General features: G+C 69.6%; 15 protein-coding genes. All 15 read left to right on the forward strand.

The features are described from left to right. Positions 1-45 precede the first annotated feature (45 nt). On the forward strand, positions 46-1,194 hold the full coding sequence (locus IEY33_RS01400; protein ID WP_188960437.1) for an ATP-binding protein: 1,149 nt from the start codon (positions 46-48) through the stop codon (positions 1,192-1,194). Between the two features lie 394 nt (positions 1,195-1,588). Continuing rightward, positions 1,589-1,918 (forward strand): NADH-quinone oxidoreductase subunit A, encoded by a 330-nt coding sequence (locus IEY33_RS01405; protein WP_188960438.1) that lies wholly within the window; start codon positions 1,589-1,591, stop codon positions 1,916-1,918. 177 nt (positions 1,919-2,095) lie between these two features. After that, entirely contained in the window at positions 2,096-2,632 is a 537-nt protein-coding gene (locus IEY33_RS01410) for a NuoB/complex I 20 kDa subunit family protein (protein ID WP_188960439.1), read from the forward strand. Positions 2,633-2,659: 27 nt separating this feature from the next. Beyond that, positions 2,660-3,292 carry an NADH-quinone oxidoreductase subunit C gene (locus tag IEY33_RS01415; protein WP_229670667.1) on the forward strand — a complete coding sequence of 211 codons (633 nt, stop codon included), beginning with the start codon at positions 2,660-2,662 and terminating at the stop codon, positions 3,290-3,292. Positions 3,293-3,372: 80 nt separating this feature from the next. After that, positions 3,373-4,527: an NADH dehydrogenase (quinone) subunit D gene (gene nuoD / locus IEY33_RS01420; protein WP_229670735.1), complete on the forward strand. Its 1,155-nt coding sequence runs from the start codon at positions 3,373-3,375 to the stop codon at positions 4,525-4,527. 101 nt (positions 4,528-4,628) lie between these two features. After that, positions 4,629-5,252, forward strand: a complete 624-nt coding sequence (nuoE, locus tag IEY33_RS01425; protein ID WP_188960442.1) for an NADH-quinone oxidoreductase subunit NuoE — start codon at positions 4,629-4,631, stop codon at positions 5,250-5,252. After that, complete coding sequence (gene nuoF / locus IEY33_RS01430; RefSeq protein ID WP_188960443.1) at positions 5,249-6,589, forward strand: NADH-quinone oxidoreductase subunit NuoF; 1,341 nt, start codon at positions 5,249-5,251, stop codon at positions 6,587-6,589. Before nuoE ends, nuoF begins: the two co-directional genes overlap by 4 nt. Before the next feature lie 97 nt (positions 6,590-6,686). Further along, positions 6,687-8,882, forward strand: coding sequence for an NADH-quinone oxidoreductase subunit NuoG (gene nuoG / locus IEY33_RS01435; protein WP_188960444.1), 2,196 nt, complete (start codon positions 6,687-6,689; stop codon positions 8,880-8,882). After that, positions 8,882-10,060, forward strand: coding sequence for an NADH-quinone oxidoreductase subunit NuoH (gene nuoH / locus IEY33_RS01440; RefSeq protein ID WP_188960445.1), 1,179 nt, complete (start codon positions 8,882-8,884; stop codon positions 10,058-10,060). Before nuoG ends, nuoH begins: the two co-directional genes overlap by 1 nt. A 27-nt stretch (positions 10,061-10,087) precedes the next feature. Then, a complete protein-coding gene (gene nuoI, locus IEY33_RS01445) occupies positions 10,088-10,636 on the forward strand; it encodes an NADH-quinone oxidoreductase subunit NuoI (RefSeq protein WP_188960446.1) in 549 nt (182 codons plus the stop codon). Between the two features lie 57 nt (positions 10,637-10,693). Continuing rightward, entirely contained in the window at positions 10,694-11,263 is a 570-nt protein-coding gene (locus tag IEY33_RS01450) for an NADH-quinone oxidoreductase subunit J family protein (RefSeq protein ID WP_188960447.1), read from the forward strand. Positions 11,264-11,327: 64 nt separating this feature from the next. Continuing rightward, positions 11,328-11,630 carry an NADH-quinone oxidoreductase subunit NuoK gene (nuoK, locus tag IEY33_RS01455; RefSeq protein WP_188960924.1) on the forward strand — a complete coding sequence of 101 codons (303 nt, stop codon included), beginning with the start codon at positions 11,328-11,330 and terminating at the stop codon, positions 11,628-11,630. 4 nt (positions 11,631-11,634) lie between these two features. Continuing rightward, complete coding sequence (gene nuoL, locus IEY33_RS01460; RefSeq protein ID WP_188960448.1) at positions 11,635-13,539, forward strand: NADH-quinone oxidoreductase subunit L; 1,905 nt, start codon at positions 11,635-11,637, stop codon at positions 13,537-13,539. After that, positions 13,536-14,954 (forward strand): NADH-quinone oxidoreductase subunit M, encoded by a 1,419-nt coding sequence (locus IEY33_RS01465; protein ID WP_188960449.1) that lies wholly within the window; start codon positions 13,536-13,538, stop codon positions 14,952-14,954. The genes nuoL and IEY33_RS01465 overlap by 4 nt, the downstream gene beginning before the upstream one ends. Further along, positions 14,951-16,402: an NADH-quinone oxidoreductase subunit N gene (locus IEY33_RS01470; RefSeq protein ID WP_188960450.1), complete on the forward strand. Its 1,452-nt coding sequence runs from the start codon at positions 14,951-14,953 to the stop codon at positions 16,400-16,402. Before IEY33_RS01465 ends, IEY33_RS01470 begins: the two co-directional genes overlap by 4 nt. Positions 16,403-16,487: the final 85 nt, after the last annotated feature.

A 16,487-nucleotide genomic window follows, 5' to 3' on the forward strand; every position in this document is an offset into this window, starting at 1 on the left:
ATTTCGTGCGTGCCCTGCAGGGCGCGTCAGGTATGATGGCCACGAATGCTTGAGAAGCCCGTCATCCTCGTGGCCGCCCGCGATCCCGCAAGGGCCATGTCGCTCGAACATGCGCTCCAGGGCGCTGACGTCCGCCATGTCGGGGACGCCGAGGCCCTGCTGCGCGAAACGCACCTCGTGTCGCCGGACGTGGTGATGGTGTACACGGACCTGCCCAGCAAGGTCGCGCTGGGCGAGGTACTCACCATGCTGCGCGGACGCTCCGAACTGGTCCACACCCGCTGGGTCGCGATGGGCACACAGGGCCTCGGACCGCTCCTGCAGGCAGGTGCCGACGCCCTGATGAGCGACACGACCTCCACCGAAGCCATCACGTACCAGCTGCGGACCCTGCTGGACCGCTCCCGCGCGTCCCGCGAGCAGACGGAACGCGTGGCGAGCCTGCAGCGCCGCCTGGACACCTGGGAGCACGAGGAACGCGTGCGTGACCAGCTGGTGCACATGCTCGTCCACGACCTCAAGAACCCCATCTCGGCCGTGATGGGTCTGCTGGAAGTGGTGGAGGACGACGAAACCATCACGCAGGAATCCCGCGACCTGCTCCGCATGGCGCGCGAGGAGACGCACCACCTGCTGCACCTGTCCGTCAACATGCTTGATGTCCGCAAGATCCAGGCCGGCAAGATGAAACTCAAGCCCGAGTTCATCTTCGCGCCGCAGCTCGCGGAGATCGTGGAGCAGGCCAGGGGAGACGTGGGCGTGGGCCTCAAGGACCGCCACCTGCGCATCGAACTGCCGCAGGAGATCCCGGCCCTGTCCGCCGACCCGGAAATCCTGCGGCGCATCTACGCGAACCTGCTGTCCAACGCCCTGAAGCACACCACGACGGGCGGCGTCATCACGGTCCGTGCCGTACCGCAGGGCGCGGAACTGCTGTGCACCGTCCGTGACGACGGCGAAGGCATCCCTGCCGAGGACCTCCCGAACCTGTTCGCGGCCTTCGAAGTGTCGCGCCTCACGCTGCACGGACGCTTCGACACCGGCATGGGCCTGGCCTTCTGCAAACTGGCCGTCGAGGGACACGGGGGCCGCATCTGGGTGGAGTCGGTGCGCGGACAGGGCGCGAGCTTCTTCTTCTCGCTCCCGATGGAGATGGACACCGAGGACGACGACTTCGCCGACCTGCTGATCTGACGCTCCTGCCGCTCCGGAACGGCACTGCGGCAGTGTCCTGGCCTCCTTCCCTGAAGGTACGTGACCTGTAAATCACGGTCCTGCATCCGAATTCGTTGCAGGTCTCCTGCCGCCCGGCTGCGTGCTGGGCGGCGTTTTCGTGTGCTTTTGGGTGCGGTGTGCGCCTCTTTCGCGTGCTGGACGTGCGGCGCGTGCCGGAGTGTGCTAAAACTACCGTGTATCACACAAGTCGGAAGTTGTACCAGCTTCGTTCTCTTGAGCAGGGTTTCAGGAAGTCCGGAAAGGGTCATCACTCAGAGGAGCACGTCCGGCCTCCAGCTCGTGAATTAATGCACGTTCTGGGGGTGGCGGGTCCGAAAAGGGGGCACGTATCGAGATTCTGAATCTGGTCATCATGCTGCTGATCGCGGGCGGCATCGGCGTGCTGGCCGTCGTCGTCAGCCTGCTGCTCGGCCCCAAGAAGCCCAGCCGCGCCAAACTCATGCCGTACGAGAGCGGCAACGACCCCGAGGGCGGCGACGCCCGCCAGCGCTTCCCGGTGCATTTCTACCTCGTGGCGATGCTGTTCATCGTGTTCGACATCGAGACGGCGTTCTTCTACCCGATCGCCGTCGCGTACCAGAAGCTCGGCACCTTCGCCTTCTGGGAGACGGTCAGCTTCGTGGCCCTGGTGCTCGTCGGGTACTACTACATCCTCAGGAAAGGGGTACTGGAATGGGCATAAACACATCCAGAGACGCGCTGCCGAATCTAGAAGGAGGGCAGGCCGCCCTGCCCGAACGGCCAAACACATCCAGAGACGCGCTGCCGAATCTGGCAGGAGGGCGGGCCGCCCTGCCAGCACGGACCTGTGTGTCCGACGATGCGCGGCCGAGTCCGGTCCTGCGATCGGGGGTGGGCCGTGGCGCTTAAGGAGCTGTTCGAGCGGGACTGGCAGGAGCTGGAGTCGGGCGGGGTGCTGTTCTCCAGCCTGGAGAAGCTGGTGGCGTGGGGGCGCAGCAACAGCCTGTGGCCCGCGACGTTCGGGCTGGCGTGCTGCGCGATCGAGATGATGGGCAGCACGGACGGCCGGAACGATCTGGCGCGGTTCGGGTCGGAGGTGTTCCGCGCGTCGCCGCGTCAGGCGGACGTGATGATCGTGGCCGGGCGGCTGAGCAAGAAGATGGCGCCCGTCATGCGGCGCGTGTACGACCAGATGCCGGACCCGAAGTGGGTGATCAGCATGGGGGCGTGCGCGAGCAGCGGCGGGATGTTCAACAATTACGCGGTCGTGCAGAACGTGGACAGCGTCGTCCCGGTGGATATTTTCGTGCCGGGCTGCCCGCCGCGCCCGGAGGCGCTCATCTACGCGGTGATGCAGCTGCAGAAGAAGGTGCGCGGCGAGGCCTTCGACAGTGACGGCACGCCGCTGCCGATGGTGGACGCATGGACGCGCTGACGCCGTGCCGGGCGGGAGGTGAGGGCCGTGACCTTCGTTGATCCGCGCCGTGATCCGCTCACGCCGCAGTTCGCGGACTGGCTCGCGTCGCTGGGCGTGCGTCCGGACGACAGTGCCGAACCGACCGCCGTGGTGGACGCCGCCGACCTGCTGCGCGTGGCGGCCCTCCTGAAACGCGACGGGTTCATGCTGCTCGACAGCGTCGGCGTGGACTACTCGCGGTACACGGAGCGGCGACCCGAGCGGTTCTGCGTGCTGCACAACGTCTTTCACCCGTACGATCACCGTCGCCTGTTCCTGCGCGTGTACGTCCCGCAGGGCGGCGAGCTGCCGAGCCTGTACCCGGTGTGGCGCGCCGCGAACTACCTGGAGCGCGAGGTGTACGACCTGATGGGCGTGGTGTTCACGGACCACCCGGACCTGCGCAAGGTCCTGACACCCGACGACCTGGAAGGCCACCCGCTCCGCAAGGACTTCCCGGTGGGGGAGACGCCCACCCTGTTCCGCGACGGGAGGTTCCTGGACCCGGCCGCGTTCCGGGCGGGCCTGGGCGGGCAGAGCGCAGGCCTGACCGGCTGGCGCGGCGCGCTGAGGCGCGGTGATGCCGGACCGGACGGTTCGCCGCTGCCGCCCGTGATGCCGGAAGGAGGGCCGAAATGACCGACCTCAAGGACCGCACCGTGACCCCGGCGGGCAGGAACGCCCCCGCCGCGCAGCCGTCGCTGCTGCACACCGAGATCATGAGCCTGAACGTCGGGCCGCAGCACCCCAGCACGCACGGCGTCCTGCGCCTCGTGGTGGACATGGACGGCGAGTACGTCGTGAAGGTCACGCCGCACATGGGGTACCTGCACACCGGTTTCGAGAAGACCTTCGAGGCCCGCACGTACCAGCAGGGCGTCACGTACGCGCCCCGCACCGACTACCTGCACAGCTTCTCGCACGAGCTCGCGTACGTCCTCGCGGTCGAGAAGCTCCTGTCGGCCGACGTGCCTGAACGCGCGACGCTGCTGCGCGTCATCCTGCACGAACTGGGCCGCATCCACAGTCACCTCGTGTTCTTCGGCACGGCCCTGATGGACCTGGGCGCCATCACGCTGTTCTTCTACTGTTTCCGCGAGAAGGAGGAGGTCCAGAACCTCTTCGAGGGCATCTGCGGGTACCGCATGAACCAGGGGTACTTCCGGGTGGGCGGCCTCAGCAAGGACGCGCCGGACGGCTGGACGGACCGCGTGCAGCGCTTCGTGGAGACCTTCGAACGGCACGTGGACGAGTACGCCGCGATGTTCCAGGCGAACCCCATCTTCCTCGACCGGGCGGCGGGCGTGGGCGTCATTCCGGCCGACCTCGCGCTGGATCTCGGCCTCACCGGCCCGAACCTCCGCGCGAGCGGCGTCCCGCTCGACCTGCGCAAGGCCGCCCCGTACTGCGGGTACGAGACCTTCGACTTCGAGGTGCCGACCAGCCAGGCGGGCGACTCGCTCGCGCGCTTCACGGTGCGCCTGCAGGAGTTCCGCGAGAGCGCACGCATCATCCACCAGGCCCTCGCGCGCCTGCGGCCCGGCCCCGTCAAGGACCCGAACCGCAAGATCAGCCTCCCGCCGCGCGAGGAACTGGAGACGAGCATGGAGGCCGTCATCCACCACTTCAAGCTCGTGACGGAGGGCTTCCACCCGCCGGTCGGGGAGGTGTACGCCGCCGTGGAGTCCGCGCGCGGCGAGGTCGGGTACTACGTGGTGTCGGACGGCGGCAGCATGCCGTACCGCGTGAAGATCCGCGCGCCCAGCTTCGTGAACCTGCAGGCCCTGGAGTACGCGTGCGTGGGCGGGCAGTTCGCGGACCTGATCACGGTGCTCGCCACCGTCGATCCGGTGCTGGGCGACGTGGACCGGTGAGCGGCACGCGCCGGGCCACCGTGCTGCTCAGGCAGGGCGGGCGTAAGGAAGGAACTCTGAATCGGCTGGCCGCGTCAACGTGGTCAATCTGGAGGGAATGAGTGGGTCACTTCGACGACAGGCAGGACTTGCTTCAGGAGATCTTCAGCCGCTACCCGGGCACGCCGCAGGGCAGGAGGTCGGCCCTCATGCCGCTGCTGCGCGAGGTTCAGGACGCGCACGGGTACGTGTCCGCGTCGCACATGGAGGAGATCGCGCGCCTCATCGGGAGCACCGCCACGGAGGTGCGCAGCGTCATGAGCTTCTACAGCACGTACAGCACCGTCCCCACCGGCCGGTACCACCTGCAGGTGTGCAGCACCCTGATGTGCGCGCAGGCGGGCAGCGACGAACTGTGGGACGAACTCGTCACGCAGCTCGACGTGCAGCCGGGCGAGGTGAGCGCGGGCGGGACGTTCAGCGTGCAGCGCGTCGAGTGCCTCGGCAGTTGCGGCACCGCGCCCGTCGTGCAGCTGAACGATGACGGGTACTACGAGCGCGTCACGCCGCGCCGCTGCCACGACCTGCTCGCGCAGCTGCGTGCGGGCGTCGTCCCGCCCTTCGACCAGCCGGTGCCGGTCACCGTGAACGCCGACGGTCGGCAGGTCACGGCGGACGGCCGGGCGGCCGGGACGGGCGCGGGCACCCTCGTGCCTGCCGGGCAGGTCGTGGGAGGGCAGCCGTGACGGTCGCCGACCCCGCCCCGAAAGCCATCACGAGCGGCCTCGACCCGAGGTTCGCGCCGACCCTGTACGCCCGCGTGGGCCGACCGGACAGCTGGACGCTGGACGCGTACCTGCAGTCGGGCGGGTACACGGCCGTCCGGCGCGCGTTCAGCCTCGGGAACGACGCCGTGATCGACGAGGTCAAGAAGTCCGGGCTGCGCGGCCGGGGCGGCGCGGGCTTCGCGACGGGCCTCAAGTGGTCCTTCATGCCGCTGAATGACGGCCGACCGCACTACATCGTCTGCAACGCCGACGAGTCCGAACCCGGCAGCTTCAAGGACCGCTACCTGCTGTCCGAGGACCCGCACCAGCTCATCGAGGGCATGATCATCGCGGGCTTCGCCATGCGCGCCAGCGTCGGGTACATCTACATCCGGGGCGAGTACGTCCTCGCGGCGCAGCGCGTGCAGGCCGCCATCGAGGAGGCCCGCCGCACCGGACTGCTCGGCCGGGACGTGCTCGGCAGCGGCTTCGACTTCCAGCTGCACGTTCACCGCGGGGCGGGCGCGTACATCTGCGGCGAGGAGACCGCCCTGATGAACTCGCTGGAGGGCCTGCGCGCCAACCCGCGCCTCAAGCCGCCCTTCCCGGCCGCGGCGGGCCTGTACGGCCTGCCCACCACCATCAACAACGTCGAGACGTTCTGCGCCGCCACGCAGATCCTGCGTTACGGCTGGGCGTGGCACGCGGGCATGGGCACCGAGAAGAGCAGGGGCATGAAACTCTTCCAGATTTCCGGTCCGGTCGCGCGGCCCGGCGTGTACGAACTGCCGCTCGGCACGACCTTCCGCGAACTGATCCACGACTGGGCGGGCGGCCCGACCGAGCCCGTCAAGGCGATCATTCCCGGCGGCAGCAGCTGCCCGATGATGCCCTTCAGTGACCGGATTCTCGACACGCCCATGGATTACGAATCGGTCGCGGCTGCGGGCAGCATGCTCGGCACGGGCGGCGTCACGCTCGTCCCCACCGCCGACTGCATCGTGAACGCCACGTGGAACCTGGTGCGCTTCTACGGCCACGAGAGCTGCGGCAAGTGCACGCCCTGCCGCGAAGGCATCAGCGGCTGGATGACCCGCATGTACGAGAAGCTCGTGCGCGGCGGCGGCCAGCCGGGCGACGTGGAACTGATCCTCGACATGAGCGACAACATCGGCGGCAAGAGCTTCTGCGCCCTCGCGGACGCCTGCCTGGGCCCCGTCCTGAGCAGCGTCCGCCTGTTCCGCGAGGAGTACGACGCGCTCGCGAACACCGGCAGGCCGCTGTACCCGGCACGGAAGCGCTGGAGGGACGAATGAAGCGGCCACGACGCGAGCACCGCAGGCACGTCCGGACACCCGGACCATCAGCCTCCACCCTGCCACGCCCTGCACTTCCTCGCCACCAGGAGCGGAAATGAAAGTTCACGTTGACGGAACCGAACTCGACCTGCCCGCCGGAACGTCCGCCATCGACGCGGTCTTCGCGGCAGGCGGGGACGTGCCGTACTTCTGCGCGCACACGTACCTCTCCCCGGTCGGCGCGTGCCGCATGTGCCTCGTGGAGGCCGGCACGCCTCGCAGAGGGGCGGACGGGACCTTCATCATGGAGGGCGAAGGGGAAGCGGCCCGGCCCAAGATCTTCTGGTTCCCGAAACCCATGGCGTCCTGCACCCTGCAGGCCACCGAGGGCATGCACATCCGCAGCGCCACGCCCGCCGTCCGCAAGGGGCAGGCGGGCATGATGGAGTTCACGCTCCTGAACCACCCGCTCGACTGCCCCACCTGCGACAAGGGCGGCGCGTGCGAACTGCAGGACCGCGCGTACGAGTACGGGTACGGCATGAGCCGCTTCGGCTTCGACCGCCGTCACGCCGACAAGCACTACCCGCTGTCCGAACACGTGATCCTCGACCAGGAACGCTGCATTCACTGCAAACGCTGCGTGCGGTACTTCGAGGAGGTGCCGGGACAGGAGGTGCTGGACTTCATCGAGCGGGGCGGGCACACCTTCATCGACACGCAGGAGGGCACGCTTCCCGAGGGCTTCGCGGGCAACATCACGGACATCTGCCCGGTCGGCGCGCTGCTCGACAACGTCGCCCGCTTCCGGGGCCGCAACTGGGAGTACGACCACGCCGCCACCACCTGCACCCTGTGCCCCGTCGGGTGCAGCATCACCGCCGACGCGCGCGGCGGGCGACTGGAGCGCGTCGTGGCGCGCGAGAACCGCGACGTGAACGAGGCGTGGATCTGCGACGCGGGCCGGTTCGGGCACGTGTTCGCCAGCACCGACCGCCTCACCACGCCGCTCGTCAGGAACGCGGACGGCGACCTGACGCCCGCCAGCTGGGACGACGCGATCACCGCCATGCGCGCCGGACTGAGCGGCGTGAACGCCCGCGACGTGGGCGTGTACCTGCACGCCGACAGCACCCTGGAGGAAGGCATGGCCGCCACCGCCTTCGCCACGCTCGCCGGAACCGGCAGCGTGGATCACGCGCCGCGCTTCCCGGGCGGCCTGGAGCGCGTCCCGCCCACCCTGACGCAGGTCGCGCAGGCGGACGCCGTGATCGTGGTCGGCGCGGACCTGGAACAGGAGGCGCCCGTGCTGGAGCTGCGGATTCAGGAGATGCTGCGCGGCGGCATCCTGCCCACCGAGTTCACGCACGGGACGGCCATCGCCGACCTGCGCCTCGTGGAACGCCCCGCCCGCCGCCGCGAACGGCTCGCGGTGTTCCACGCGCGCCCCACCCGCCTCGCCGGGCACGCGGGCCTGAGCGGCCACGACGCCCCGGCCACCGTCCTCGCGGCCCTCGCGGGCGGCCCCGCCAGCGGCACGCTCGCGCAGGCGGCAGAGCTGCTGCGCGGCGCCGAACGCCCCGTGCTGATCGTGGGCGCGGACGTGCTGAACCTCGGCCCGGCCGCCCTGCGCACCCTGGAGGCCCTGGAAGCGCGCGTCGCCGTGCTGGCCGTCCCGGCCGCCGCGAACTCGCGCGGGCTGGCGCACCTGCCGCTCACGCCGGACGCGCACGGCCACGGGTACGCCGCGCTGGAACGCACCCCCGCCGCGTTCATCAGCCGCCTCGATCCGGCCGCCGACGGCCGCGCCGCACGCGCCGCGCGCTTCACGGTCGTGCACGACTCGCACCTGACCGCCACCGCCCGGCAGGCCGACGTGGTCCTGCCCGCCACCACCGGCTACGAGAAGCGCGGCACTGTCGTCAACCTCGAAGGCCGCCTGCAGCCGCTCGCGCAGGCCGCCATCGATGCGGGCGAGAGCGCCGACCTCATCCGCGCGCTCGCCGCGCTCAGCGAGGCGCTCGGCCTGAAGACCCGCGTGCGCGGCCTGCGCAGTGCCCAGACGCTCCTCGGCGAACGCTTCGGACTGGACTTCGCGGCCCTCCCGGAACGCGGACTCGTCGCGCCGCTCGGCGCGCGCCACGAATCTCCCGCCGCGCCCGTCACGCCGCGCCTGTGGCGCGAACGCATGCGCCGCCCGGACGCCCGAGGCGCGCCCGGCGACACCACCGGCCAGGGCACCCCCTCGCAGGCGCTCACCGTCACGCCCCCCACCCCCGCCGGGCGCGGCTTCGCCGGAGGGGACGACTGATGCCGCACTGGCTCGCGGAACTTCTCGTGGTGATCCTCAAGGGCGTCGGCGTCGCCTTCGCGCTCCTCACCACCTTCGCGTACATGACGCTCGTCGAACGTCGCCTCCTGGCCCGCATGCAGATCCGCATCGGACCGAACCGCGTCGGCCCGAACGGCCTGCTGCAACCCGCCGCCGACGCCATCAAGAGCATCTTCAAGGAAGACCTCCGCATCACCATGTCCGACAGGTTCGTGTACACCCTCGCGCCCCTCGTCGCCATCACCTGCGCGCTCGCCACCTTCGGCGGCCTGCCCGCCGGACCGCCCAACAGCTTCTTCGGCGCGAACCCCTGGGTGTACAGCCTCGACGTGGGTGTCCTCGTGCTCCTCGCGCTCAGCAGCATGGGCGTGTACGGCATCTTCCTGGGCGGCTGGGCGTCCGGCAGCAAGTACCCGCTGCTCGGCGGTCTGCGCAGCGCCGCGCAGATCATCAGCTACGAACTCGGCATGGGCCTCTCCCTGCTCGGCCTGCTCATGCTGGTCGGCAGCACCTCCTTCCGCGCCATCGTCGGCTGGCAGGGCACGCACGGCTGGCTGATCCTCTTCCAGGCGCTCGGCTTCGTCACGTTCTTCATCAGCAGCTTCGCGGAAACGAACCGCACACCCTTCGACCTGCCCGAAGCGGAACAGGAACTCGTGGCCGGCTACCTCACCGAGTACTCCGCCATCAAATGGGCGCTCTTCCAGATGGCCGAGTATGTCAACATGATCACCGCCTCGGCGCTGATGAGTACCCTCTTCTTCGGCGGGTACAGGGGACCGCAGTTCCTGAACGGCATCATCCCCGGCATCAGCGAGTGGCCCTTCGTGTGGCTGATCCTGAAGATCGCCGTGTTCCTGTTCATCTTCATCTGGGTGCGCGCCACCCTCCCCAGACTGCGCTACGACCAGCTCATGCGCTTCGGCTGGAAACTGCTGTTCCCGCTCGCGCTCGCCAACACCATGTTCACCGCCTTCTACCTCGCGTACCTGAAAGGCTGGGGCCTCTGGCCGCTCGGCGTGGCAGGCGTGCTGGGCGTCGCCGCACTGATCGCCGGGAGCGACCGTGTCCGGCCGCTCTGGAACAAGCCGGGCGTGCGCGTGCTGGACGACACCGGTACCCCACGCAGCAGGACGCGAATCGCAGGCGGCGACTGATGACTCATTCCACCGCAGGAGGGGCTTATGGGCGTACTTGAAATCGGGAGGGGCATGGGTGTCACGCTCTCCAAACTGTTCCAGAAACCCGTGACCGTGAGCTACCCGGAGCAGCGGGCCACCATCCAGCCGCGCTTCCGTGGGCGGCACGTCCTGACGCGCCACCCGGGCGGGCCGGGCGAGCAGGGTCTGGAGAAGTGCATCGGGTGCAGCCTGTGCGCCGCCGCGTGCCCCGCGTACGCCATCTACGTGGAAGCGGCCGAGAACGACCCGCAGCACCCCACCAGTCCCGGCGAGCGGTACGCGAAGGTGTACGAGATTAACATGCTGCGCTGCATCTTCTGCGGGATGTGCGAGGAGGCCTGCCCGACCGGCGCGGTCGTGATGGGCAACGAGTTCGAGATGGCCGATTACCGGTACCGGGATTTCGTGTACGGCAAGGAAGACATGCTGGTCGGCGTGAACGGCAGCGTCCCGCAGCGCCGCGAGGCGGGCCGGGCGGGCAGGCCGGTGCGGCTGGGCTTCACGGTCGAGGGCGGGCCGAGGGCCGAACTGGAAGGGGTGAAGTACGAATGAACGGACACCGGATCAACACGTGCGGGACCGCTGGTGCAGGCCCGGCAGGGGTGGCGCGTGAGTGAGGTCGCCTTCCTGATCCTGGCCCTGCTGACCGTGACGGGGGCCGTGCTGACGGTCACGGTCCGGAACGCCGTGCATGCCGCGCTGGCGCTGGTGGGCACGCTGCTGAGCGTGGCGGGCCTGTACGCCACCATGAACGCCTCGTTCCTGAGTGCCGTGCAGGTGATCGTGTACGCGGGCGCGATCATGGTGCTGTTCCTGTTCGTGATCATGCTGCTGGACGCGAACCGGCCCATCTCGGGCCGTGACCCGCTGCCGTACATCACCGAGATCGCCGCGGTCGGCAGTTCGCTGCTCGCGGCAGCGTTCGTGGTGATGGCCTTCACGTTCCGGGACCCCAGGCCGCTCGCGCAGGCGGCCGCGCAACTGCAGAACGGCGCGCCCGGCCCGGTGGGGGAGACGCTCCTGACGCGCTTCCTGCTGCCGTTCGAGGCGGTCAGCATCCTGCTGCTGGTCGCGGTGGTCGGGTCGGTGGCGCTCGTGCAGCGTCCGGCGCAGCAGCCGGACCCGGCCGCGCAGGCCGAAGGGCAGCGCAGCGGCGACGCGCGCGAGGTGCAGGCATGACCCCTCCCGCGTGCGTGACCGCTGCGGGCAGGACCGTCCGTTTCCCGTTCACTGGAGGTCAATGATGGTGTCCACCGGCTCGTACATCGCCCTGTCCGGCATCCTGTTCGCGGTGGGGATGTTCGGCGTCCTGACGCGCCGCACGGCCGTGATGGTGTTCCTGAGCGTGGAACTCATGCTGAACGCCGCGAACCTGTCGCTGGTGGCGTTCGCTCGCGCATGGGGCGACCTGACCGCGCAGACGGCCGTGTTCATCGTGATGACGCTCGCGGCGGCCGAGGTCGCCATCGGGCTCGCCATCATCGTCGCCATCTTCCGCAAGCGCGAGACCACCAACGTGGACGACCTCGCCGCGATGAGGGGCTGACACCATGCCCCTGTACCTCCTGCCGCTGTTCCCGCTCGTGGGGTTCGTGCTGCTCATCTGCTTCGGGCGGCTGTTCCGGGGCGCGCTGGGCGGCGTGATCGGCACGGCCACGGTCGCCCTGAGTTTCGTGGCGGCGCTCGTGAACGCCCTGAACCTGACCGCCCCCGTCCACGAGGTGCTGTGGACGTGGCTGCCTGACATGGCCGGCAGCCTCACGCAGCACGCGAACCTCCCTGTCGGCCTGTACCTGGACCGCCTGACGGCCCTGATGACGCTCATCATCACGGGCGTCGGCACGCTCATCCACGCGTACTCCATCGGGTACATGAAGGGCGACGCGCGCTTCACGCGGTTCTTCGCGTTCCTGAACTTCTTCGTCGCCATGATGCTGATCCTCGTGATGGCCGACAGCTACCCGCTGATGTTCGTCGGCTGGGAGGGCGTCGGCACCGCCAGCTACCTGCTGATCGGCTTCTGGTTCGCCGGGCACCGCGACGCGCACCCGCAGGAGGGCGTCAGCAACAGCAACGCCGCCCGCAAGGCCTTCATCATGAACCGCGTCGGGGACCTGGGCTTCATGCTCGGCATGTTCCTGATCTACAGGGCGTACGGGACGCTCGTCATCCCGGACCTCGCCGCGATGGGCGGCGCGCTCGCGCAGGCGGGCCGCAACGTCACCGAACTGATCTGCCTGTTCCTGCTGGTCGGCGCGGTCGGCAAGTCCGGTCAGCTGCCGCTCACCACCTGGCTTCCCGACGCGATGGCAGGCCCCACGCCCGTCTCGGCCCTCATTCACGCGGCCACCATGGTCACGGCGGGCGTGTACCTGATCGCGCGGACGCACTTCCTGTACGACCTCGCGCCGACCGCCAGCACCTGGGTCGCGTGGGTGGGCGGCCTGACGGCGCTGTACGGCGCGGTCTCGGCCCTCAACCAGTACGACATCAAGAAGATCCTCGCGTACAGCACCGTGTCGCAGCTGGGGTACATGTTCATGGCGGTCGGCCTGCACGCGTATACGGCGGGCGTGTTCCACCTGCTCACGCACGCGTTCTTCAAGGCGCTGCTGTTCCTCGCGGCGGGCGCCGTCATCCACGCGCTGCACGAGGAGCAGGACGTGCGCCGCATGGGCGGCCTGAACCGTTCCATGCCGTTCACGCACGCCGTGTCGGCCGTCGGTGTACTCGCCATCAGCGGCATCCCGATCTGGAGCGGGTTCTTCTCGAAGGACGCCATCCTGACGGCCGCGTTCGAGCACAGCGCGTGGCTGTACCTGATCGGGCTGAGCGTGGCGCTCCTGACGGCCTTCTACATGGGCCGCTGGTACTTCCTGGTGTGGCGCGGCACGTACCGTGGGAGCGCGCACCCGCACGAGGGCGGCCCGGTCCTGAACGTGCCGCTCGGCGTGCTCGCCGCGCTCGCCACGCTGGGCGGCTTCCTGAACGTCCCCGCGTTCCTGGGCGGCGGGCACGGCCTCGACACGTGGCTCGGCGCGGTCCTCCCGCTCGGTGCGGCAGAACTGCCCACCGCGACCGAGTGGGGCCTGACCGTCACGGCCGTCCTGGCGGGCGTGTTCGGTCTGGGCCTCGCGTACGCGCTGCACCGCCGCGCGCAGCTCACGGACGGCCCGCCCGCCCTGCGCGCCGCGAGCCTCAACTCGCTGTACCTCGACGCGCTGTACGGCAGCGCCGTGAACGCGCCCGCCGCCGCACTCGCGGGCACGCTCGACACCATCGACCGGGGCGTGGACGGCACCGTCGAGGGCATCGGCATGAACGTCTCCGCCGTGGGGCGCGCCGTCACCTTTTGGCAGAGCGGCTTCGTGCGCTCGTACGCCGTCAGCATGCTGCTCGGCACGACCGTCATCCTCGGGTACTGGGCCCTCAAGGCGCTGGGAGGCCTCGCGTGATTCACTTCTTCGTCTTCGTTCCCATGCTCGCCAGCCTGCTGCTGCTCGTCACGCCCGTCCGCTGGCGCGAGGAGGTCGCGGCCTTCGCGGCGGCCGTCACCCTCGCGCTGGGCGTGCTGCTGTGGCGCGGGGGCGGTGCGGACCTCGTCAGCGTCCCGTGGATCGCGGCGCTCGGCGTGACGTACTCCGTCGCTCTCGACGGGGTGTCGCTGCTCCTCGCGCTCGTCACGGCCCTCATGACGCTCGTCGCGGTCGTGTACACCGCGCGCCGCATCCCGAACCCCGTCACCATGCTGTCCCTGATCCTCGCGATGGAGACGGGCCTGCTCGGCATCTACGCCGCGCGGGACCTCGTGCTGTTCTACGTGTTCTTCGAGGACGCGCTCATCCCGGCCCTGCTGATGCTCGCCTTCTACGGCAAGACGCACCGCATGGCGGCCCTCGTCAAGTTCGGCGCGTACACCCTGCTCGGCAGCATGCTGATGCTCGTCAGCATCATCGGCGTGAAGGCCATCGGCGGCTCCCCGACTTTCGCGCTGCCGGACCTGCTGCGCCACCCCGTCACGGGCGCCGCGCAGACGTGGCTGTACCTGGGCTTCCTGGCCGCCATGGCCGTGAAACTCCCGCTGTTCCCGCTGCACGCGTGGCTGCCGGACTTCCACGAGCAGAACCACGACAGCGGCGTCGCGGACGTCATGGGCACCCTGTACAAGGTCGGCGCGTACGGCCTGTTCCGGTTCGGCATGACGCTCTTCCCGGACGCGAGCCTGGAACTCCGCCCGCTCCTGATGGGCCTCGCCGCGTTCACAGCCATTTACGCCGCATGGATCGCGTTCCGGCAGAGCGACTGGAAACGCCTCCTCGCGTACGCGGGCCTGAGTCACATGGGCCTCGTCGGGCTCGGCATCTTCAGCCTGCAGCCCACCGCCATGACGGGCGCCCTGTACCTCCTGGCGTTCCAGAACGTGTACACGGGCGCGCTGTTCCTCGCGGCGGGCATGCTGCAGGAACGCGTGGGGAGCCTCAGCACCCGTGTGGGCGGCGTCATGATCCAGGCGCCCATCCTGTCCGGCGTCACCATGAGCCTGTGGTTCGCGAGCATCGCCGTGCCGGGCCTCGCGGGCTTCATCGGTGAATTCAGCGTCCTGCTCGGCGCGTATCAGGTGTCCCCGTGGCTGGCGTTCGCGGCGGGCCTCTCGACCATCGCGGCCGCCGTGTACGCCCTCAGCGCGTACCAGACCACGTACTGGCAGGCGCGGCCCGCCGGTGCCGTGACCGCCTGGGACCTGCGCGGCACCGAGTGGCTGGTGCTCGGCGTGCCGCTCGCCGTGTGCGTCGTGTTCGGCGTGTACTCCGGCCCGGCCCTCCACCTCATTCAGCCCGTCGTCCGGGCCATCCTCGGAGGCGGCGCATGACCACCCTCACCCTGCCCGACGTCACGCTCGCCCCGATGCTGCCCGTCCTGCTCACCCTGCTGGGCGCGGTGGCCGCCACGGTCCTCGGGTTCTTCGTGCCGCGCCGAACGGTCGCCATCATCTCCCTCCTCACGCTCGCCCTGTCCGCCGTCAGCATGGGCACCCTCTGGGACCGGGGCCTGAGCGCCTTCGGCGGCTCCCTGCAGGCCGACAACGCCGCCATCGCGCTCGGCATGGTGCTGCTGCTCGGGTCGGCCATCGCGGTCCTCGTGTCGCTCGACACGGCCGGACGCGCCCGCCTGAACTTCCCGGAATTCGACGCGGTCCTCATGTTCGCCGTGACGGGCACGCTCGTCATCGCGTTCTCCGGCGACCTCGTCACCATGCTCATCGGCCTGGAAGTCATGAGCCTCAGCGGCTACGTGCTCGCCACCCTGCAGGACAGCCGCGAGAGCGAGGAAGCGGGTGTCAAGTACTTCCTGCTCGGCGCGACCGGCAGCGCCATCCTCATCTACGGCATCGCGCTCGTGTACGGCGCGACCGGCAGCCTCAACTACGCGGGCATCGCCGGGGCCGCGTCGGGCCTCGCCGTGCAGAACGGGCCGCTGCTCGTCGCGGGCGCACTGCTGCTCCTGTGCGGCTTCGGCTTCAAGGTGGCGCTCGCCCCCTTCCACCAGTGGACGCCGGACGTGTACGGCGGCTCGCCCACCGTCGTCAGCCTGTTCCTCAGCACCGTCGTCAAGGTCGCCGCGTTCGCCGGGATGCTGCGCGTGTTCAGCGGCGCCCTCCACAACGCGCCCGCATGGCTGGACGTGCTCGCCGTCCTGACCGCCGTGACGCTGGTCGTCGGGAACCTCGCCGCGCTCTTCCAGACGAACTTCAAACGCCTCCTCGCGTACTCCGCCGTCGCTCAGACCGGCTTCCTCGCCCTGACGCTCCTCGGACGGCCCGAGACGGGCGGCCCCGCCCTCGCGTACTACCTGCTCGTGTACACCCTCACGACCGCCGCCGCGCTCGCCATCGTGGCAGCCCTGCAGCGCACCGAAGCCGGACTGGAGATCAGCGACATGCGCGGCCTGTACTACCGCCACCCCGGCTACGCGGCCGCGCTGTCCATCTGCCTCGCGAGCCTCGCGGGCCTCCCGCCCTTCGCGGGCTTCATGGCCAAGTACATGGCGTTCCAGGCGGCCTTCCAGAACGGGTACGCGTGGGTGGCGGTCGTCGCGGCCCTCACCAGCATCGCGGCGTTCGTGTACTACATGCGCGTCGCGGCCCTGCTGTTCCTTCCGGACCGCACGCCCGCCCGCGAGTATCCCGGCACCCGCACCGCCACCACCTTCAGCGTCGCGCTCGGCGTGGTCGGCGTGACCGTCCTGGGGATCCTCCCGAACCTCGCGTACGCCTGGGTGGCGTACCCCGGCATCTGGACTAGCCTCGCCGGAACCTGACCCGGCCCCCAGATTACTGCCGTCAACGTGACGGGACACACGAAAAGAAGACCACCTGGAAGGCGCGGACCGAGTTCATCTTCGG

Source organism: Deinococcus aquiradiocola (assembly GCF_014646915.1).
GTDB classification, from domain to species: Bacteria; Deinococcota; Deinococci; order Deinococcales; family Deinococcaceae; genus Deinococcus; species Deinococcus aquiradiocola.

Excerpts from the sequence above, each read along its gene's own strand:
- nuoL (WP_188960448.1), top strand. The coding sequence starts at position 11,635 with ATGCCCCTGTACCTCCTGCCGCTGTTCCCGCTCGTGGGGTTCGTGCTG.
- nuoK (WP_188960924.1), top strand. The coding sequence starts at position 11,328 with ATGGTGTCCACCGGCTCGTACATCGCCCTGTCCGGCATCCTGTTCGCG.
- IEY33_RS01470 (WP_188960450.1), top strand. The coding sequence starts at position 14,951 with ATGACCACCCTCACCCTGCCCGACGTCACGCTCGCCCCGATGCTGCCC.
- nuoH (WP_188960445.1), top strand. The coding sequence starts at position 8,882 with ATGCCGCACTGGCTCGCGGAACTTCTCGTGGTGATCCTCAAGGGCGTC.
- IEY33_RS01405 (WP_188960438.1), top strand. The coding sequence starts at position 1,589 with ATGCTGCTGATCGCGGGCGGCATCGGCGTGCTGGCCGTCGTCGTCAGC.
- nuoI (WP_188960446.1), top strand. The coding sequence starts at position 10,088 with ATGGGCGTACTTGAAATCGGGAGGGGCATGGGTGTCACGCTCTCCAAA.
- nuoG (WP_188960444.1), top strand. The coding sequence starts at position 6,687 with ATGAAAGTTCACGTTGACGGAACCGAACTCGACCTGCCCGCCGGAACG.
- nuoD (WP_229670735.1), top strand. The coding sequence starts at position 3,373 with ATGAGCCTGAACGTCGGGCCGCAGCACCCCAGCACGCACGGCGTCCTG.
- IEY33_RS01400 (WP_188960437.1), top strand. The coding sequence starts at position 46 with ATGCTTGAGAAGCCCGTCATCCTCGTGGCCGCCCGCGATCCCGCAAGG.